The following is a 19,303-nucleotide window of genomic DNA, read 5'->3' on the forward strand; positions in this document are numbered from 1 at the left end:
CGCGACGAAGACACCCTCTTTCCCCGTCACTACGGGAAAAGAGGGTGTCATCATCAAGTTGAGGGTTAGCGCCGCTCGAGGCCCTCGAGGATGCGTGGGCCCAAGTGCGTGATGTCACCGGCGCCGACGGTCACGACGAGGTCGCCCGAGCGAACTTCCTCCAGAAGCACGGCGAGCGCATCGTCGGCCGTCGGCGTGAACGTCGCGACGCCCGACGTCATCGCATCGGTGATGAGGCGACCCGAGACACCCTCGACCGGCTGCTCACGAGCCCCGTACACGTCGAGGACGAGAGCACGGTCGGCACCGTCGAGCGCCTCCGCGAGACCGAGAGCGGCGTTCCGCGTCCGCGAGTACAGGTGCGGTTGGAACACGACGAAGAGCCGGCCCGACTCCTTGAGGGCGTCAGCGGTGCGCACGAGCGCTTCGAGCTTGCCGGGATTGTGGGCGTAGTCGTCGACGACCCGCACGCCCGCGGCCTCGCCGCGGGGCTCGAAGCGGCGCGACGTTCCGCGGAAGGCACTGAGCGAGTGCGCCGCGCGCTCGGCATCAATGCCCAGCCCCTCGACGAGGGCCGTGAGGACGCCGGTGGCGTTGAGGACGTTGTGTGCGCCGGGCACCTCGAGAGCAAGATCGACCTCCCGCCCGCCGGGAAGTGCCACACGAGCACCCCAGGCGAATCCGGCACCGTGTTCACTCACGATGCGCACATCCGCGTCGTCGCTGCGCCCGTACGTGAGCACGCGCGCTCCCGCCTCGCGACGCTCGTCCGCCAGCGCGCGGCTGCCGTCGTCGTCGGCGCAGGCCACGAGAAGACCGTCGGTCGCGATGGTTGCCGCGAAGATCTCGTACGCCTTCGCGAGGTTCGCGGACGTGCCGTAGAAGTCGAGGTGATCGTCCTTGATGTTCGTCACGATCGCGACGTCCGGGTGATAGACGACGAAGGAACCATCGCTCTCGTCGGCCTCGACGACGAACACGTCGCCCTCCCCCGGTGCCGCGTTGACCCCGAGGCCGGCGACGTTGGCGCCGATTGCGAACGACGGTTTCTCCCCCAGCGCGGCGAGCGCTGCGGTGGCCATGCCACTCGTCGTCGTCTTGCCGTTCGCGCCGGCGACGGCGAGACCGCGGCGGCCCTGCATGAGCATGGCCAGACCCTGCGAACGGTGGAGGACGCGCAGCCCGCGGCGGCGCACCTCGACGAGTTCGGGGTTCAATTCGTTGATCGCGCTCGAGACGACGACCACGGCGCCGTCCGGCACCTCGGCGACGTTCGCTGCCGCGTACCCGACAGCGATACGAGCACCCTGGGCACGCAGGTCGTCGAGCACCGGGAGCTCCACGTTGTCGGATCCGCTGAGCTGCACACCATCAGCCAGGAAGAGCCTCGCAACGCCGGACATACCTGAGCCGCCCACGGCGATCATGTGCACGTGCGGGACGTCGGCGAGGTTGGGCAGGGACTCGGAGAAGTCGAACCTCTCGTTCACACCGTTGCCCATGCTCATGCCCCCTTCGACGTCGAGGCGGCGTCCTCAACGACGTCGACGAGCTTGCCCGCGGCATCGGCGTGGCCCTGACCGGCGGCTGCGCGGCGCATTGCCGCGAGGCGCTCCTCGTCACGCACGAGCGGCACGAGGTTCTCGTCGATCCAGGCCGGCGTGAAGTCGTCGTTGTCGACGACGATGCCGCCGCCGGCCGCCACGACGTCGCGGCTGTTCAGCTTCTGCTCTCCGTTGCCGATGGGAAGCGGCACGTAGACGGCGGGCAGGCCGACCGTCGTCAGTTCGCTCACCATGCCGGCGCCGCTGCGCGTCACGACGAGATCGGCGACGCTGTAGGCGAGATCCATGCGGTCGACGTACTCGACGACGACGTAACGGGCACCGCCCGTCTGTTCGGGGACCTCGAAGCCCTTGCTCCGTCCGGTGACGTGGAGGATCTGGATGCCGGCGCCGGTGAGCTGCTCGACACGAGCGCGGAAGGCCTCGTTGAGGCTCACTGCACCGAGCGAGCCACCGGTGACGAGCACGGTCGGGCGGCCCGGCTCGAGGCCGAAGTGCTCGAGACCCTCCCCACGCAACATGGCCGGCTTGATCTCGGTGATCTCTCGGCGCAGCGGCATACCGACGATCTCGGCGTCCTTCATCGGCGTCGAGGGGAAGGTCACCGCGACGTGCTCGGCCCAGCGCGCGCCGAGCTTGTTCGCCAGACCCGGGCGGGCGTTCTGCTCGTGGATGACGAAGGGCACGCCAGCCTTGCGAGCCGCGAGGTACATCGGCGTCGAGACGTACCCGCCGAACCCGACGATCACCTGGGGGCGGTGCGTCTCGACGAGACGATCGGCCTCGCGCAGTGCGCCACGGAAGGCGGCCGGGAAGCGAAGGGCTGCGCCGTTCGGGCGGCGCGGGAAGGCCACCTTCGGCACGAACGCGAGCGCGAATCCACGTTCGGGCACGAGGCGTTCCTCGAGCCCACCCGGCGAGCCGACAGCCGTGACGACCGCATCGGGGTGACGGCGGGTGATCTCCTCCGCGGTGGCCAACAGCGGAGAGACGTGACCGGCGGTGCCACCACCGGCGAGCAGAACGCGATCGAGGGTGGTCATGAGCGACCCTTTCGGTTGGGCAGGACCGCCATCGTGCGGCGGACGAGACGGGGCTTGGCGCGCAGGGCTTCGGCAGCCCGTGGTTCGCGGCGTGCGAACGACAGAAGGATCCCGATGCCCACGAGCGTCATGACGAGAGCGGAACCACCGGCGCTGACGAGGGGCAACGGCACACCGACGATCGGCAGGAGGCCGAGAACGGAGCCGATGTTGACGACGGCCTGGAAGCAGATCCACATCATGATGCCTGCGGTGGCGACGCGCACGAACATGTCGGTGGACTGCGCGATGAGGCGGTAGCAGGCGTACGCGAAGACGAGGTACAGCGCGAGGACGGCGAGCGTGCCCGGGAGGCCCAGTTCCTCGCCGATGATCGCGAAGATAAAGTCGTTGTGCGCCTCCGGCAGCCAGCCCCACTTCTCGCGCGAGGCGCCGGGGCCGAGGCCCCACAGACCACCGTCGGCCAGAGCCCAGGAGCCGTGGATCTTCTGGTAGCAAGCAGCGACATCGATGTCACTGGGAGCGTCACAGCCACCGAGCCACGCACCGATGCGCGAGGTGCGGTTGCCGCTCGTCATGACCGCGACGGGAAGGAGCACCGCAATACCCAGGCCCAGCCAGGCGAACCAGGATCCCTTGGCACCCGCGGCCCACAGCATCCCCAGATAGATGACGGCGAAGACCATCGTCGTGCCGAGGTCGCGCCCGGCCATGACGAGACCGCCGAGCAGACCTGCGAACCAGAACGTCGGCAACACCGACTTCTTGAAGTCGTACAGCTGAGCCCGACGGTTGCCGAGGATGACGGCGACGACGAGGATCATGGCGATCTTGCCGATCTCCGACGGTTGGAGTCGCAGCCCACCGACCTGAAGCCAGTTCCGGTTGCCCAGGACCTCGACTCCGACGCCGGGAATCATCACGGCGGCCTGCATCGCTGCGGCGAGCAGGAAGAAGATGCCGGCGACCTTCTTGAGGAACGGTGTCGGCAGCCGACTGAACACCGCCGCAGCCACGAGGCCGATGACGGCGAACATCAACTGGTTGGTGAACTGCGAGAAAACCGATCCACCGCGCATGTACGACTGGACGCTCGAGGCGGACAGCACCATGACGAGGCCCAGCACGACGAGCACCGACGTGGAGCCGAGCAGCAGGTAGTACGTCGCGAGAGGCGACTCGAGCCAGCCCAGTCGCCGTCGCAGTCGCTCACCCCACACGTCCTGTGAGGTCTCCTCACGCCAGGGTGTGCGGGTCGTCATGCGTCAGCGCCACCCAGAGATTCGACGATGCGGGTGAACGCGTCACCGCGCGCACCGTAGGAGGCGTACATGTCCAACGAAGCTGCAGCCGGGGCGAGCAGGACGGTGTCCCCCGACTGTGCCATGCCTCGCGCGTGTTCGAGCGCCTGCGTCATCGCGGCCTCGGGTTCGCTCTCCTCGACGATCGCCACGGGAACGTCGGGGGCGTGCTCGGCAAGAGCACGCGCGATGGCGTCCCGGTCACGTCCCATGAGCACAGCCCCGCGAAGACGCGTCGCGTTGTCGCGGACCAGTTCGCTCACATCGGCGCCCTTGAGCAGGCCGCCGGCGATCCAGACGACAGGTTCGTACGCCGTCAGCGACGCGGCCGCGGCCGGCGGGTTGGTGGCCTTGGAGTCGTTGACGTACCGCACGCCGTCGAGCGTCGCGACGAGCGCCATACGGTGCGGCTGCGGCGAGTAGTCCATGAGCCCCTTGCGCACGGCGGCGGGTGAGACGCCGTAACTACGGGCGAGCGCTGCTGCGGCCAGTGCGTCGGCGACGTAGTGCGGCGCCGCCGCGTTCGGGCCGAGATCACGCAGGACGGCCAGTTCCGCCGCGCTCGTGCGGCGTTCCTCGACGAAGGCGCGGTCGGCGAGCACGTCCTCGACGATTCCGACCATCGACGGAGCCGGTGTGCCGAGAGTGAAGCCGATGGCACGACAGCCCTCGACGACCTCGGCCTCCTCGAGGAGCGCCTCCGTCGTCGGGTCGTCGACGTTGTAGACGCAGGCAGCCTGGGTGCGCTCGAAAACGCGTCCCTTCTGTCGGCGGTACTCCTCGAACGAGCCGTGCCAGTCGACGTGGTCGGGCGCGACGTTGAGCAGGCACGACGCGAACGGCGAGACGCTGCGCGACCAGTGCAACTGGAACGTCGACAGTTCGACGGCGATGACGTCGAACGGCTGCGGATCGAGGATGGCCTCCATGATCGGCATGCCGACGTTGCCCGCGGCCACAGCGCGCAGACCTTGGGCCTGCAGGATCGACTCCAGCATCGTGACGGCGGTCGTCTTGCCGTTCGTCCCCGTGATGGTGATCCACGGGGCCGCGCCCTCACGCGGGCGCATGCGCCACGCGAGCTCGACCTCCCCCCAGACGGGGATGCCGCGATCCGCGGCGTCCGTCATGAGCGGATCGGTGGGAGGGACGCCGGGCGAGGTGACGACGAGCTGCGTGCCCTGGGGCACACTCGTCATGTGCTCCGCACCGAACGCGATCTCGGCGCCGAGCACCTCGAGGATCTGGGCCCGTTCGGCCATGACGTCGGTCTTGTCGCGAGAGACGACGCGCACGTTCGCCCCTCGTTCGAGCAGCGCATCGGCGGCGGCGAAGCCACTGACGCCGAGTCCGACGACAAGGACCGAGAGGCCGGACCAGTCGGCGTCACGATGCGTCAGATCACGCTCGCCCCCGAACGGTTCGTAACTCGGGTCGAGCGGCCACAGCTCGTTGTCGGTCACTGGTTGACGTTCCATTCCGCGTAGAAGATTCCGAGGCCGAAGGCCACGCACAGGCCGGCGATGATCCAGAAGCGGATGACGACGGTGATCTCGTTCCAGCCCACCATCTCGAAGTGGTGGTGCAACGGCGCCATCCGGAAGATGCGTTTGCGGCGCAACTTGAACGACCCGACCTGAAGGATGACCGAGAGGGTCTCGAGGACGAACAGACCCGCCAGGATGACGACGAGAAACTCGGTGCGCGTCGTGATGGCCAGGCCGGCGAGTGCGCCACCGAGGGCGAGCGAGCCGGTGTCACCCATGAAGATCTTGGCCGGTGTCGCGTTCCACCACAGGAAGCCGAAACAGGCACCCATGAGGGCTGCGGCGACGACGGCGAGGTCGTGGGGATCGCGCACGTCGTAACACTTGGCCGCGTTGGAGGCGAGGCCGTTCTGGCAGTTCTGGTTGAACTGCCAGATCGCGATGAGCACGTACGCGCCGAACACCATGACGCTGGCGCCGGTGGCCAGACCGTCCAGCCCGTCCGTGAGGTTGACGCCGTTCGACGTCCCTGCGATGAGCAGGTTCGCCCAGATGACGAACAGAATGAGACTGACGACCGTGCCGCCGAGGGCGAGCGAGACGTTCGAGTCGCGTGCGAAGGAGATGTTGTAGCTGGCGGGGGTGAGGCCGGCGTCGTCGCGGAACTGAAGGGCCAACACCGCGAAGATGACCGCCACGAGCGTCTGGCCGAGCAGCTTCTGCACGGACGTCAGACCCAGAGATCGCTGCTTGGTGATCTTGATCGCGTCGTCTGCAAAACCGACGAGCCCGAGGCCCGTCATGAGGAACAGCACGAGCATGCCGCTGGCCGTCACGGGCGTCATGGTGACGAGGTGGGCCATTCCGTAGGCGAGAAGGCTCGCGGCGATGATGACCGCTCCACCCATCGTCGGCGTTCCACGCTTCGTGTGGTGCGTCGTGGGGCCGTCGTCACGAATGAACTGGCCGTACCCCTTGCGCACCAGGAACTTGATGAACATGGGGGTGCCGAAAAGCCCGACGACGAGCGACACGATGGCCGCGATGAGGACGCCCTTCATGCGGTCACCTCCGTTGCGGGAAACGCGGACGTTCCGGCTTCCTCGACCAACCTATCGCCCAGCAGACGCAAACCCGAGTCACGACTCGACTTCAGCAGCAGGATGCGGCCCGCGCTCAGATCGCGCACGAGTGCGTCGTGCGCCGCGTCCGCGTTCTCGACCTCGTGGACGCGCTCGGCCGCCATTCCGGCCTCACATGCCCCGACGGCGATGGGCGCGGCACCCGCGCCGACGACGTAGACCTCGTCGATCCCGAGGGCCGCGATCTCACGACCCACACCGGCGTGTTCATCGAAGGAGCTCTCCCCCAGCTCACGCATCTCACCGAGCACGGCGATGCTGTGACGCTCGCGTCCCATGTGGGCCAGCGAGCGCATCGCGGCACGCATCGAGTCGGGGTTGGCGTTGTAGGCGTCGTTGACGAGCGTGATGTCGCCCGGCAGTTCGTGAACCTCCATGCGCCAGCGAGAGGTCGCTCCGGCGGCGGCCAGCGCCTCCACCACGGTGTCGAGATCGAGCCCCAGGCTGACAGCCGCTGCAATGACGCTGAGCGAGTTGCCGACCTGGTGCTCACCGAACACGGCGAGGCGCACACGCGCCGTACCGGCCGGGCACGTGAGGTCGTAGGAGGCGCGACCTGAGGTGTCGACCTCGACGTTCGTCGCGCGGTAGTCGGCGTCCTCTCCGAGACCGACGAGGACCACCGTGGCCTTCGTCCGTGACGCCATGGCGCGCACGCGCTCGTCGTCGACGTTGAGCACGGCGAAACCGTCCTCGGGCAGGGCTTCGACGAGTTCACCCTTGGTCTGCGCAATCGCGTCGACGGAGCCGAACTCGCCCATGTGCGCCTTGCCGACGTTGAGGACGATGCCCACCTTCGGCGGGGCGATCTTCGTCAGGTACTCGATGTGACCGACGCCGGAGGCACCCATCTCCGCCACGAGGTAACGGCTGTTCGAACCGAGCCGGCACACCGTGAGGGGAACACCGACCTCCGAGTTGAGCGAGCCGTGGGGTGCCACCGTCGGGCCGAACCGGGCAAGGACGGCCCCGAGGAGATCCTTGGTCGAGGTCTTGCCGGACGACCCCGTGATGCCCACGATCTCGAGGTCGGCAATCGCATCCACGACGCCGCGTGCCAGTTTGGCGAAGGCAAGCTCCGAGTTCTCGACGACGACGGTCGGCAGGATGTCGACAGCACGCTCACCGAGCACACCGACGGCACCGGCGTCCCGTGCGGCCGGGGCGTAATCGTGCCCGTCCGCGTGCTCACCGACGCGAGCGACGTACAGGCTGCCCGGCACGCACTCGCGGGAGTCCGTGACGACGGATGCGCTCACCGTGGCGTCGGCACCGACGAGGTGACCTCCGGTGATGCGTGCGATCTCGTCGAGCGAAAATTCGATCACTTGGACGTCGACTCCTCTGAGCGGTATTTGATCGGGAACGGAAGCTTGTCGCTCTTGTTCGGCGGTATTTTACGTTGGCGCAGCGCCTCGGCCATCACCTTGGAAAACACGGGGGCCGCTAGGTCACCACCGAACGTTCCCGCCTGCGGACGCTGCAGCGTCACCGACACGATGAGCTGCGGATCCTTGGCCGGCGCCATACCGATGAAACCTGCGGTCACACCGTCGTAGCCACCCTTCACCGAGTCGTAGCGCTCGGCCGTCGACGTCTTGCCGGCGACGTCGTAGCCCGGGACGGCCGCCTTCGGCGCGCTGCCGTCCTTCGTCACGACACCCTGCATCATGCCGACGAGTTCCTTCGAGGTCTTCGCGCTGAAAACGCGCGTCGCCTTCCGATCGTCCGTGTAGGGCTGCATCGCACCGTCGCCGCCTTGGACCTCGGAGACGAGCTTGAGCGGCTCACGCACTCCACCGTTGGCGATCGCCTGGAACAGCCCGACCTGCTGCACAGCGCTGCTCGCGAGCCCCTGACCGAACATGATCGTGTACCAGGTGTCGCCCTTCCAGGTCGAGACCTTCGGCACGATGCCCGTGGACTCGCCGGGGAAACCGATCCCGGTGGCCTCCCCGAGCCCGAACTTCTTCATGTAGGTGTACAGCTTTTCCTTGGGCAGCTTCTCCCCCGCGAGGATCGTGCCGATGTTCGAGGACTGCGCGATGACACCGGCAAGCGTCAGGTACTCGGTGGGGTGTGGGTGCGAGTCGTGGAAAGGACGTCCCGCGCGTTTCAGGCTCGGCGGCACCTCGACATGCGACTTCGGTGTCATGATGCCTTCTTCGAGGACGGCGCCGGCAGTCACCATCTTCTGCGTGGAGCCGGGCTCGAAGGTGTCCGTGAAGGCACGGTTCTGCAGGTTCTCGGACGTGGCCGTCGACATATCGTTGTTGTCGAAGCTCGGATAGCTCGCCGCCACGAGAATGTTGCCCGCCTTGTCCGCGACGACGATCTCGCCCGAGACCGCCTTCGACGACTTCACCTGTCCGGCGAGTTCGTTCTGCGCGAACCACTGCAGGTCGCTGTCGATCGTCAGCTTGGCACCACGGCCCGCAACCGGCTTGCGGTCGAGGTTCTCACCCGTCGCGATCTCGGAGCCGTTGCGTGCGCGCTCGACCTGGTACAGGCCGGCCTTGCCCTGCAAGGTCGTGTTGAGCATCTGCTCGATACCGCCACTGGGCACGTCCTGTGCGTTGACCGAACCGAGCAACGGAGCGAGGGCCGTGCCTTGCGGGTACTCGCGCTTCTGCACCTGCTCGGACGTGATTCCGGGCAGGTCGAGCGCCCGGATCTGGCTCCACTGAGCGGGGCTGATGTCCTTGGCGAGGTAGACGAACCGACTGCCGCGGGCATCGGCGCGCTCGAACGTGGCCCGGATCTCGGCTGCGTCTCCCCCGAGGATGCGAGCCAATTCCTGGGAGACGCCCTCGATGCCCTTGGGCTTGCCGTTGGTCGAGCGCTCCCGGAACGACTTCGCGGCCACCGGGTCACCGGCGACGTCGCGACGCTCCACGCTGCGTGCGAGCACCGTCCCGGCAGAATCCGTGATCTCACCACGGGCTGCGGGGACCTTCGATGTCGTCAGACGGTTGTTGGTGGCCTTCTGCGCGATCTCGTCCGCCTGGATCCACTGAACCTTGACGAGCTGCCAGGTGAACAACGACAGGATGATGGCGAAGACGGCCAGCATCGTGCGGGTACGACGACGGGGGTGACCGACGGCGCGCAGACGCGCCTCGGCCGGTCGCGACATACGCACTGGACGCGCCTTCGAGGGCGCCGGCCTGCGACGTTGTTCCACGGATTCCCCTCGTCGCGGACGAAAGCTCTTGCTCTTACTTCCCGGTCGTGCTCGTGGCGTCGGACTTCGCGTCGCTGCCCTTCGCCTTGGCGTCCTTGGACTTGGCCTGCTTGGCCTTCGCATCCGCTTCAGCCTTCGCCTTGGCGGCGTCGGCCTTGGCCTTCGCGTCCGCCGCGGCCTTCGCCTTGGCCACCGGATCCGTGATGTGCAGTCCGATGGTGCCGCTGTCGAGCACGTCGGCCGCCGCCTTGCTCGCGGGGGTCGTCGACAGCGTGTTCACACTAAGACGCTGACCTGCCTGGTTCGAAGTCGCCACGCCGACCTGCTTGCCCGTGGTGCGGTTCACGTAGCGCACCTGCTCGGCCCGGACCATGCCGTACTCCTCGGCCTTCACCGCAAGGTGCTCGGGTGCCGAGACCGCGGAGATCTCGCTGTCGAGACCCTGCTGACGGTCGTCGAGCGTCGCGACATCACTGCGCAGCTTGTTGAGCGTGAAGGACTGCTCCGCGCGCATCGTGTTGAGCAGGAGCAACGACAGCGCCGAAACGAACGCGAAGACGAAGACGAGCGCCATGAAACCCGAGACCGGACGCTTGCCAGCGACGGTCTCCGTCCGGGCACGCACCGGACGAACGGCCGCCGCGCGAGACGCGGGCGCCGGGCGCCTCGTCGTGCGTGCCGGTCGGGAACCCGCGCGCGTGGAACGGGGTGCGCGGGAGGGGGCGGCCAGTTGGCTCATGACTGGCTTCCTTTCGGTCGGGTACGACGGATGGCACGGAGTTTCACCGAGGCGGAACGCGAGTTGTGCTCCAGTTCGGTTGCTGAGGGAGTCGAGGCGCCACGCAGGAGCAGCTCGAACTCGGGAAGGTGCTCGGGCAGCTCCACCGGAAGCCCTGCCGGTGCGGTGGAACGGCACGCCCGAGCGAAGGCCTGCTTGGTGATGCGGTCTTCGAGGGAGTGAAACGACAGGACGGCGAGTCGACCGTCGACGGCGAGGGTGTCGAACGCGGTGTCGACCGTGTTCTCCCAGCCACGCAGTTCGTCGTTGACCTCGATGCGCAAAGCCTGGAAGGTGCGCTTGGCGGGGTGACCGCTCTGACGCTGCGAGGCAGAGGGAATGACGGAGCGGAGCATCTCGACGAGCCGCGCGGAGGTGGTCCACGCCTGCTTCTCGCGTTCCTTGACGACGGCGTGGGCGATCTTGCGCGCATAGCGTTCCTCGCCGTAGACGCGCAGGATGCGCTCGAGCTCGTCCTGCGAGTAGGTGTTGAGGATATCGGCCGCCGTCTGCCCCGCGCTCGACTGGTCCATCCTCATGTCGAGGGGCGCGTCAGCGCGGTAGGAGAAGCCTCGCTCGAGTTCGTCGAGCTGGAAACTGGAGACGCCGAGGTCGAAGAGCATCGCGTCGGCCGGCCCGTCGAGGACGTCTGCGAGCTCCGTGTTGACGGCGTGAACGCCGCAGAAGCGCTCACCGAAGCGAGCCAGACGCTCGCCGGCGAGTTCAAGGGCCTGCGCGTCACGGTCGATTCCGACGACGCTTGCCTCGGGGAAGCGTTCGAGGACGGCTTCGGCGTGGCCGCCCATCCCGAGCGTGCCGTCGACGTACAGAGCTCCCGGACGCTCGAGGGCCGGGGCGAGAACGTCGAGAATCTCGGCGAGCATGACGGGAACGTGACGATCGGCGGCGGGCGCGAACTCGTCTCGCATGTTCACTCCCTCAGTGCTCGGGTCGTCGGACGTCGGTCCTCGTGCGTGGTGGTCGGGCCGCTGCGACTCTGCGTCCAGGGCCCCCGCCGCTGCGCTCCGGCACCGGGGAAGGTGTGCCGGAAAGCAGCGGCCGGAGACCTGGACGCAGAGGGCTACAGCAGCCCCGGAACGACCTCTTCCGCCTGGTCGGCGAACGGCTGTTCCGCGCCGGCGAGGTAGTCGTTCCACGCCTGCGTGTCCCAGATCTCGATGCGGTTACCCGCACCGATCACCGTGCATTCCTTCGACAGACCTGCGTAGTCACGAAGCAGCTGCGGGATCGTCACGCGTCCTTGCTTGTCGGGGATCTCGTCGGAGGCCCCCGAGAGCAGGACGCGCTGGTAATCACGCACCGCACGCGAGGTGACAGGCGTCGTGTTCATCGCCGTGGCGATGCGCTCGAACTCGGCCATCGGAAAGACGTAGAGGCAGCGTTCCTGTCCTCGAGTCATGACCAGCCCGCCGGCGAGACGTTCGCGGAACTTCGCCGGAAGGAACATGCGGCCCTTGTCGTCGAGTCGAGGCGAATGGGTACCCAGAAACACGGCTGGGCACCTCCCGTCACCGACACGTCGATCCGATGTCCCCCACTCTACTCCACTTCACCCCACAAAGTCTCCCCCCTTGCGCGGAATCGACCGGCGAGTTGGTGAAGCGCCCCAGTGATTGCAAGGAAGTTCACGGGTGGAGTGCGGTGGAGGAGAATCGTGCGCCAGACCCGGCAGAAGCTTGCCCCACGACGCTCCAAGGCGAATGGACCGCACGGACTTCCGCGGAATTCCGCGATTTTCCACCAAGGACGAAGCGCGCTCCACAGCGGACTCACGCCTCGTGGGGCGAAGTGGGGAGCGCGGTGGAGGACGGGGTGGAGCAGGGTGGAGTGGCGTGGAAGGCTCACCTTCGACCATCCCCACGTGCCTGTGCAGGACAGGGGGCCGCCGTATTTGGCAAGATCGGTTTGTATGGACACCTCGTCACGCGATCACGGCTACCCCGCCCCCGCTTCCCGCCGCCGCTCGGGCGTCGACGTCATCGCGACGGCTGACGCTGTGCGACGCAACGTCGAGCAGGTCATCGAGGGCAAGCCGGACGTCGTCCGGGTGGCCACGACGGTGCTCTTCGCCGGCGGGCACCTGCTCGTCGAGGACGTGCCCGGCGTCGGCAAGACGGTGCTGGCCAAAGCCCTGGCCCGTTCTGTCGACGCATCCTTGCGCCGCATCCAGTTCACGCCCGACCTGCTTCCGAGCGACATCACCGGCGTGACGATCTACGACCAGACGAGCGGCGAGTTCCGTTTCCGTCCCGGCGCCGTCTTCGCCAACGTGGTCATCGGCGACGAGATCAACCGCGCGTCCCCCAAGACGCAGGCTGCGCTGCTCGAGGCCATGGAAGAACACCAAGTGACGATCGACGGCACGACGCGTGCGCTGCCCGACCCGTTCATGGTCGTCGCCACGCAGAACCCCGTCGAGATGGACGGAACCTTCCCGCTGCCCGAGGCGCAGCGAGACCGGTTCATGGCGCAGGTGAGCATGGGCTACCCCTCGCCCCGAGCCGAGTTCGACATGCTCGAGCACCACGGTGTCACCGATCCCCTCAGCGTTCTGCGTCCGGTGACGAGCGCCGCCGAGATCGCCGCCTGCGTGGGTGCGATCTCCCGCCTTCACACGAGTGACGCACTGCGGCAGTACGTCGTCGACGTCGTCTCCGCCACGCGCGAGCACCCGAGCGTCCGCCTCGGCGCCAGCCCGCGTGCGTCCCTGCAGCTGCTGCGCGCCGCGCGCGCCCACGCCGCACTCGCCGGCCGCGACCACGTCATCCCCGAGGACGTCACCGCGATGGCACCGGCCGTGCTCGGCCACCGCGTGCTTCTGCGCCGCGGCCGCAACGACCTCAGCGCAGGCGAGGTCGTCGCCGACGTCATCGCCGGCGTGCGCGTGCCGACACAGCGCGCCTCCCGGTGAAGTCGCTGCCGCGCCCCACCCGCCGAGGTTTGCTCGTCCTCGTGGCGGGGGCACTCCTCGTCGTCGTGGGGGCGGCCTCAGGCTTCACCGATGTGGTGCGTGCAGGCATCTTCGTCCTGGTGCTGGCGCTGCTGGCCTTCCTCATCGCCGTCGCCGCTCGGACCGGTCGGGTCGACGTGACCCGTCACGGCCCCCCGGAGCGCCTCAGCGTCGGTGACGAGGGGCAGATCACGCTCGGCGTGAAGGCCCGGCGTGCGGGATGGATCGAGACGACGCTCGAGGAGCCACACACGTTCACCCGCCACGGCGTGGCGAGGTGGCCCCTTTCGCAGGTTCAAGGGGGTCGGGCGGCCTACGACGTCACCGCACGTCACCGTGGCTCCTTCACGAGTGGACCGGCGCGACTCGTCGCGTCCGATCCCTTCGGCCTCTTCGAGACGTCGCACGAGCAGGGCCGTGCCTCGACCTGGCTCGTGCGCGCCCACACGGTGAGTCTCGAGACGCCGCAAACCGTCGCTCAGGGTGACGGCGACGACACCGTCATCTCCGCTCACGCGACCCACGCCGGGCGACCCGGCGCCAGCATCCGCGAGTACGTCCAGGGCGACGACCTGCGCACCGTGCACTGGCCCGCCACGGCGCACCGGGGCGAGCTCATGGTGCGTCAGTTCGACCCGCCGGCCCAGCCCCGCATCCATGTGGTCGTGCTCGGCAACGTGCCGCGACCCGGTACCAACGAGTCGTGGGAGTGGCTGATCAGCGCAGCGGCCTCGGCATGCACCGAGCTCGAGAACCACAACCTCGCAACCCTTGCGACCGTCGGCGAGCGCGAGTACGACAACCATGACGACATCCTCGACGCCCTGGCTCGCGCCGGTGATAGTCTGCCCGACCGTTTGACCATCGAGGAGAGCCCCACCTTGCTCTTCCTGCACACGAGCGCCGATCACTTCCCCCCGGCCCCACACCACTCCCCGGCGTTCGCCTGGGTGGGCGGCGCGAGCGCGGAGCACGGCGCGAACGAACTGACGCGGTTGGGTTGGGACGCCGTCGCCATCTCCCCCTACGACTCCATCGCCGAGTCCCTGTACCCCGCGATGTCCGGAGGTGATCTTCGATGAAGAGTCGTCAACTCCTCTCCGACGTCGCCCTCCTGCTCCTGGCGCTGGCCGCGAGTTGGCCGCTGGTGGAACTGACGAGCAGCTCTGCCCTCGTGGGGCCCGCACTCGCCGTCGTCGCTCTCGTGTGGTTCGTCGGCGCTCTGTGCCGCTTCACACACCGCACACCGGCTTTCATCGTGACGGCACAGCTCGTCGCACTCGCCGTCGCCACCCTGGGAGTCTTCGTCGCCAAGGGAGGGTCGCTCACTGCGGCGTCCGTGAAGGCAGCGGCCGCCTCTGCCCAGGAAGCGGCGAACACCTCCGTCGCTCCGTTGCCGGCGATGCTCGGCGTCCTCGTCATGCTGGCTCTCGCCGCGGGTCTCGTCACGCTCGTCGTCGACTACGTGGGCGGCACCGCACGTATGCCCATGCTCACGGTCCTTCCGGTGGCGGCGCCCTTCATCCTGGCCACCACCGCACTCGGTGACACCCTTCGCGCGCGCTACTTCGTCGCGGCGGCGATCGCCTGGGCCCTCGTCGTCCTGGCAGCGTCCTCCGCCGAAGGCTCGAGCTTGCGCACCGGCCTCATGCGCTCCCTGCCGGTGTTCGCCGCCATGACGGCGGTCGCCGTACTCACGGCTCTCGTCCTGGCCCCCTCAGTGCCACAGCGAGCCACCCCCGCGCTCGCCGAGGGCGGAGCACAGGGCGTCAACAACTCGGTCGACTTCTCCGAGACGCTCGACCTCAGCAAGAGCCTGAACTCTCGCAATGCCGCGCCCGTGCTCACCTACACGACCCAGGCAACCACTCCTGCGCCGTTGCGTGCCACGACGAGCTCTTCCTACGCTGACGGCGTCTGGCGCGCCGAGTCGTCGGGCCCGTTCACCGATGCCCGCCCCAACACCGAGTTGCCGAACCCCGGCGCCGAGGATTCGATGCCGGCGCGCACGGAACGCATGTCCGTGACCCTCAACGGCATGCGACCGCCGTTCGTCGCGGCGCCCGCTCAGCTGCGTGCGGCCAACTTCGGTTCCGCGAACCCGACCTTCCGTGTCGGCACGAACAACGGTGTGCCGTTCCTGTCGCAGCCCGCGCCGGCCTACTCGGTGCTCTACCGCGAGTACACGGCGGCCGCACGACCCACGAGCAACGAGCGCGCGGGAGTCGGTGGCAGTGTCACGGCGAAGGATCTCGACACCGCAACGCTCCCGGAGGCGGCGAAGCAGCGCATCACTCGGCTCAATCAGGCCTCCGGGGCCGCCGACGCGGGAACACCGTTCGAGCAGGCCGTCGCGCTGCAGCGCTATCTGCGTACCGACCCGTCGTTCACGTACTCGCTCAGGTTGGCCCCGACCCGTTCGGAGAACGGTCGCGAGCTCGATCCGCTGTCGAACTTCCTGGAGACGCGACGGGGCTACTGCACTCAGTTCGCGACGGCCATGGTCATGGGAGCGCGGCAGATGGGGCTGCCCGCGCGTGTGGCCATCGGCTTCCTGCCCGGCACGGAGCGCAGCGGCACGTACGAGGTGCGAGCTGCGGACGCCCACGCCTGGGCGGAGGTCTACTTCCCCGGTATGGGGTGGACGCGCTTCGACCCGACGCCCGGCCTGCGTTCGGGTGCGCCGCCGCCCTACGCGCCGGACACCCCCACCGGCGACTCGTCGGCGTCCTCGTCCTCGAGTGCGCCCACGAGCTCGACGAGCACGTCCTCGTCCACCTCGAGCGTGCGCCCGTCGAGCGAGACGAGCACCTCGTCGAGCACGACCCAGCCGGCCGAGCCCGACTCGGACTCCTTCCCTTGGGCCCGCCTGCTCGCGGTGCTGGGGGGTCTTGCCCTGGTCGCGCTGCTCGCGTCGGTCCTGCCCCTGGCGGGTCGACGTAAGCGGCAGGAGGTCACCCGTACGGCATCGACGGATCGCGAACGTGACGAGGGAGCGTGGCACGCCATGCTCTGGTCGCTGCGCGATCTCGGTTACACGACGCCGGAGGGCTTGTCGCCACGAGCCACCGCAGAGGCGTTCACCCGGGACAACCCGGAGTCGGGCACCACGGTGCGTGAGGCCCTCGAGCGAGCGTGTTCAGGTATGGAAGCCTCGCGCTACGCGCCGACGACGGGCCGGTCCCAGGCGTCAGCGTGTGACCGGGTGGTCCGGGCTGCACGGGACGAAGCATCGTGGGGTGCGCGGGTGAAGGCCCTCCTCGTCCCTGCCTCGGGTCGCGCCTACCTCACGGCACTCGGCCGCCGGAACCGCACCTGACGCCACACGAGATGACCCCGGCTCTCCCCTGACGGGTGGAGCCGGGTTCGTCCGTTTTCGCGCCGATCCTCCGTCCGACGCCACGCGGGCGAACGCTGGTGCTGGGTTTGGCCGAAGATGCGACCGATATCCCTGCCACCTTCAGCCAAACCCACCATCCTTCGGCGTGAAGGGTTCCGACGACGTGCACACGCCGCTACTCAGTCGAGGTAGTCGCGCAGAACCTGCGAGCGCGACGGGTGACGCAGCTTGCTCATCGTCTTGCTCTCGATCTGACGGATACGCTCGCGCGTCACGCCGTAGACCTTGCCGATCTCGTCGAGCGTCTTCGGCTGACCGTCGGTGAGACCGAAGCGCATCGAGACGACGCCCGCTTCGCGCTCGCTCAGCGTGTCGAGCACCGAGTGCAGCTGCTCCTGCAGCAGCGTGAAGCTCACGGCGTCGGCCGGGACGACGGCCTCGGAGTCCTCGATGAGGTCACCGAACTCGCTGTCGCCGTCCTCGCCGAGCGGGGTGTGCAGGGAGATCGGCTCGCGACCGTACTTCTGGACCTCCACGACCTTCTCGGGGGTCATGTCGAGTTCCTTGGCCAGCTCGTCCGGGGTGGGCTCGCGGCCCAGGTCCTGGAGCATCTGGCGCTGGACGCGGGCCAGCTTGTTGATGACCTCGACCATGTGCACCGGGATGCGGATGGTGCGCGCCTGGTCGGCCATGGCGCGGGTGATGGCCTGACGAATCCACCACGTCGCGTAGGTCGAGAACTTGTAGCCCTTGGTGTAGTCGAACTTCTCGACCGCACGGATGAGGCCCAGGTTGCCTTCCTGGATGAGGTCGAGGAAGAGCATTCCGCGACCGGTGTAGCGCTTGGCGAGCGACACGACGAGACGCAGGTTGGCCTCGAGGAGGTGGTTCTTGGCGTTCTTGCCGTCCGAGGCGATCCACCACAGCTCACGCTTGAGCTTCATGTCGATCTTGTCGCCGGAGTCGAGCTTCTGCTCCGCGAACAGGCCGGCCTCGATGCGCTTGGCGAGCTCGACCTCCTGCTCGGCGTTGAGCAGCGCGACCTTACCGATCTGCTTGAGGTAGTCCTTGACCGGGTCTGCCGTGGCGCCTGCCGTGACGACCTGCTGAGCAGGAGCGTCGTCCTCGTCGCCCTGACGCAGGACGAAGCCGCCCTTCTCGTCCTCCGGCTCGGAGGTGTCGCCGGCCTTGCTGTCGGAGGCCTGCTCGGGCGTCTCGACATCGTCACCGGTTTCGGCCGCGATGTCGACCGGCTCGACCTCGTCGACCTCGGGCTCGTCGGCGGCCTTAGTCGCCTTCTTTGCAGCAGCCTTCTTCGCCGTTGCGGTCTTAGCCGTCGCGGTCTTGGCCGTGGCCGTCTTGGCGGCAGCCTTCTTAGCCGTGGTCTTCTTCGCGGCAGCCTTCTTGGCCGTCGTCTTCTTGGCGGGAGCCTCGTTGGCGGTCTCGTCCGCCTCGCTCGACTCCTCGACAGCCGCAACCTTCGCGGTCGCGGTCTTCGCCGTCGCCTTCTTGGCGGTGGTCTTCTTGGCCGCAGTGGTCTTGGCCGCAGCGGACTTCGCGGTGGCCTTCTTGGCCGTCGTCTTCTTCGCGGCCGTCTTACGACGTCCGGCTGTGGTGGCCGCGGCCTGCTCGGCGTGGGCCTGGTCGAGGACGACCTCGATGTTCTCGGCGGCCAGCGCCTTCAACACGGACTTCTGCTTGGCGGACGACACCTGTGCCTCTTCGATCGCGTCCTTCAATGCGACGCTGTCCACCGAGCCCGTCTCACGACCCGATTCGAACAGAGCTGCCAGAGCCGGGTGGTCGACATCCGCGGGAAGTGCGGGGGGCTGCGTGGTCTTCGACACTGTCGTCACCAACTACCTTCCGAAAGTAATGCGTCGCCGTCGTCGGCCGCAGGGCAGCGACGATCGAAGCGACACCGGAACGAGGAGTGCGATCACGAAACCCCGCGCTTGGCGCTCCGGGTGGTGACCGCTTCTTCACCCATTATAAAACTCGACGGACGAAACCGCAGAATCACGGGGTTCAACGAGCTTCGATTGACGTTCATTCCCTGCCCCGGATCGGCCGCCATCTCAGCAACTGAAGGCCGTTCGGGAGCCTCAGGGCTTGACGGCGAGCACGGGGCACGGGGCGTCGAGCAACAAGCGCTGAGCACTCGTGCCCAGGATCAACTTGCCGACAGGGGTGCGCCTGCGCAGCCCGATGACGAGCAGGGCGGGCTGCACTCGGGAAATCTCCTCGAGGATGGATTCCACGGCGTCGGCGCCGTCCTGCACATCGACGACCTGTGCGCCGGTGTACTCCTCGGCCGCCTTGCGGGCCGCGGTGCGAGCCTCGTCCGAGGGCACCGTGCACACCACGATGAGCGGGCGACCCAGATCCTTCGACTGGCGAGCTGCCTCGGCGAGGGCGGCTTCGCCCTCGGGGCCGGGCGCGAAACTGACGATGACGGACATGGCGACCTCACTCGCGAAATTCGGAATCTG

The 19,303-nt window shown here is 67.9% G+C and carries 15 protein-coding genes; 3 read left to right on the plus strand and 12 right to left on the minus strand.

What is annotated here, in order from left to right; all coding sequences use genetic code 11:
• Positions 1–65: 65 nt before the first annotated feature.
• The 10 genes from murC to mraZ all read right to left on the minus strand — a co-directional run bounded on the left by murC (position 66) and on the right by mraZ (position 12,013).
• Complete coding sequence (gene murC / locus H7F30_RS12325) at positions 66–1,508, minus strand: UDP-N-acetylmuramate--L-alanine ligase (RefSeq protein WP_255464826.1); 1,443 nt, start codon at positions 1,506–1,508, stop codon at positions 66–68.
• Positions 1,505–2,608, minus strand: coding sequence for an undecaprenyldiphospho-muramoylpentapeptide beta-N-acetylglucosaminyltransferase (gene murG / locus H7F30_RS12330; RefSeq protein ID WP_187035444.1), 1,104 nt, complete (start codon positions 2,606–2,608; stop codon positions 1,505–1,507). The genes murC and murG overlap by 4 nt, the downstream gene beginning before the upstream one ends.
• On the minus strand, positions 2,605–3,870 hold the full coding sequence (gene ftsW, locus H7F30_RS12335) for a putative lipid II flippase FtsW (RefSeq protein ID WP_187035446.1): 1,266 nt from the start codon (positions 3,868–3,870) through the stop codon (positions 2,605–2,607). The genes murG and ftsW overlap by 4 nt, the downstream gene beginning before the upstream one ends.
• Positions 3,867–5,372: a UDP-N-acetylmuramoyl-L-alanine--D-glutamate ligase gene (gene murD, locus H7F30_RS12340; protein ID WP_370562557.1), complete on the minus strand. Its 1,506-nt coding sequence runs from the start codon at positions 5,370–5,372 to the stop codon at positions 3,867–3,869. The genes ftsW and murD overlap by 4 nt, the downstream gene beginning before the upstream one ends.
• Positions 5,369–6,457: a phospho-N-acetylmuramoyl-pentapeptide-transferase gene (mraY, locus tag H7F30_RS12345; protein WP_187035450.1), complete on the minus strand. Its 1,089-nt coding sequence runs from the start codon at positions 6,455–6,457 to the stop codon at positions 5,369–5,371. The genes murD and mraY overlap by 4 nt, the downstream gene beginning before the upstream one ends.
• A complete protein-coding gene (gene murF / locus H7F30_RS12350) occupies positions 6,454–7,866 on the minus strand; it encodes a UDP-N-acetylmuramoyl-tripeptide--D-alanyl-D-alanine ligase (RefSeq protein ID WP_187035452.1) in 1,413 nt (470 codons plus the stop codon). The genes mraY and murF overlap by 4 nt, the downstream gene beginning before the upstream one ends.
• Positions 7,863–9,674, minus strand: coding sequence for a penicillin-binding protein 2 (locus H7F30_RS12355; protein WP_255465019.1), 1,812 nt, complete (start codon positions 9,672–9,674; stop codon positions 7,863–7,865). Before H7F30_RS12355 ends, murF begins: the two co-directional genes overlap by 4 nt.
• 82 nt (positions 9,675–9,756) lie before the next feature.
• Entirely contained in the window at positions 9,757–10,461 is a 705-nt protein-coding gene (locus H7F30_RS12360; RefSeq protein ID WP_052946946.1) for a hypothetical protein, read from the minus strand.
• Positions 10,458–11,429, minus strand: a complete 972-nt coding sequence (gene rsmH, locus H7F30_RS12365; RefSeq protein WP_255464828.1) for a 16S rRNA (cytosine(1402)-N(4))-methyltransferase RsmH — start codon at positions 11,427–11,429, stop codon at positions 10,458–10,460. Before rsmH ends, H7F30_RS12360 begins: the two co-directional genes overlap by 4 nt.
• Positions 11,430–11,581: 152 nt before the next feature.
• Positions 11,582–12,013, minus strand: coding sequence for a division/cell wall cluster transcriptional repressor MraZ (gene mraZ / locus H7F30_RS12370; RefSeq protein WP_118913114.1), 432 nt, complete (start codon positions 12,011–12,013; stop codon positions 11,582–11,584).
• A gap of 417 nt (positions 12,014–12,430) precedes the next feature.
• Here mraZ and H7F30_RS12375 point away from each other — a divergent pair, with 417 nt between their 5' ends.
• From H7F30_RS12375 to H7F30_RS12385, 3 genes are read left to right on the plus strand one after another with little or no spacing between them, the layout of a single operon-like run.
• A complete protein-coding gene (locus tag H7F30_RS12375; RefSeq protein WP_187035456.1) occupies positions 12,431–13,432 on the plus strand; it encodes a MoxR family ATPase in 1,002 nt (333 codons plus the stop codon).
• Between the two features lie 41 nt (positions 13,433–13,473).
• Positions 13,474–14,553: a DUF58 domain-containing protein gene (locus tag H7F30_RS12380; RefSeq protein WP_187035458.1), complete on the plus strand. Its 1,080-nt coding sequence runs from the start codon at positions 13,474–13,476 to the stop codon at positions 14,551–14,553.
• Entirely contained in the window at positions 14,550–16,790 is a 2,241-nt protein-coding gene (locus H7F30_RS12385) for a DUF3488 and transglutaminase-like domain-containing protein (protein ID WP_187035460.1), read from the plus strand. The genes H7F30_RS12380 and H7F30_RS12385 overlap by 4 nt, the downstream gene beginning before the upstream one ends.
• A gap of 200 nt (positions 16,791–16,990) precedes the next feature.
• Here the strand turns inward: H7F30_RS12385 and H7F30_RS12390 are convergent, their stop codons facing one another.
• Both H7F30_RS12390 and H7F30_RS12395 read right to left on the minus strand, forming a co-directional pair.
• Positions 16,991–18,658, minus strand: coding sequence for an RNA polymerase sigma factor (locus H7F30_RS12390; protein WP_187038047.1), 1,668 nt, complete (start codon positions 18,656–18,658; stop codon positions 16,991–16,993).
• Positions 18,659–18,916: 258 nt separating this feature from the next.
• Positions 18,917–19,273, minus strand: coding sequence for a universal stress protein (locus H7F30_RS12395; RefSeq protein ID WP_047311427.1), 357 nt, complete (start codon positions 19,271–19,273; stop codon positions 18,917–18,919).
• Positions 19,274–19,303 lie beyond the last annotated feature (30 nt).

Origin of the sequence: Dermacoccus sp. PAMC28757 (genome assembly GCF_014302635.1) — a bacterium.
Lineage (GTDB): Bacteria > Actinomycetota > Actinomycetes > Actinomycetales > Dermatophilaceae > Dermacoccus > Dermacoccus abyssi.

Bases quoted from the DNA above. Each gene is read 5' to 3' on its own strand.
- murC (WP_255464826.1), bottom strand. From the start codon at position 1,508: ATGAGCATGGGCAACGGTGTGAACGAGAGGTTCGACTTCTCCGAGTCC.
- murG (WP_187035444.1), bottom strand. From the start codon at position 2,608: ATGACCACCCTCGATCGCGTTCTGCTCGCCGGTGGTGGCACCGCCGGT.
- ftsW (WP_187035446.1), bottom strand. From the start codon at position 3,870: ATGACGACCCGCACACCCTGGCGTGAGGAGACCTCACAGGACGTGTGG.
- mraY (WP_187035450.1), bottom strand. From the start codon at position 6,457: ATGAAGGGCGTCCTCATCGCGGCCATCGTGTCGCTCGTCGTCGGGCTT.
- H7F30_RS12355 (WP_255465019.1), bottom strand. From the start codon at position 9,674: ATGTCGCGACCGGCCGAGGCGCGTCTGCGCGCCGTCGGTCACCCCCGT.
- H7F30_RS12360 (WP_052946946.1), bottom strand. From the start codon at position 10,461: ATGAGCCAACTGGCCGCCCCCTCCCGCGCACCCCGTTCCACGCGCGCG.
- rsmH (WP_255464828.1), bottom strand. From the start codon at position 11,429: ATGCGAGACGAGTTCGCGCCCGCCGCCGATCGTCACGTTCCCGTCATG.
- H7F30_RS12375 (WP_187035456.1), top strand. From the start codon at position 12,431: ATGGACACCTCGTCACGCGATCACGGCTACCCCGCCCCCGCTTCCCGC.
- H7F30_RS12385 (WP_187035460.1), top strand. From the start codon at position 14,550: ATGAAGAGTCGTCAACTCCTCTCCGACGTCGCCCTCCTGCTCCTGGCG.
- H7F30_RS12395 (WP_047311427.1), bottom strand. From the start codon at position 19,273: ATGTCCGTCATCGTCAGTTTCGCGCCCGGCCCCGAGGGCGAAGCCGCC.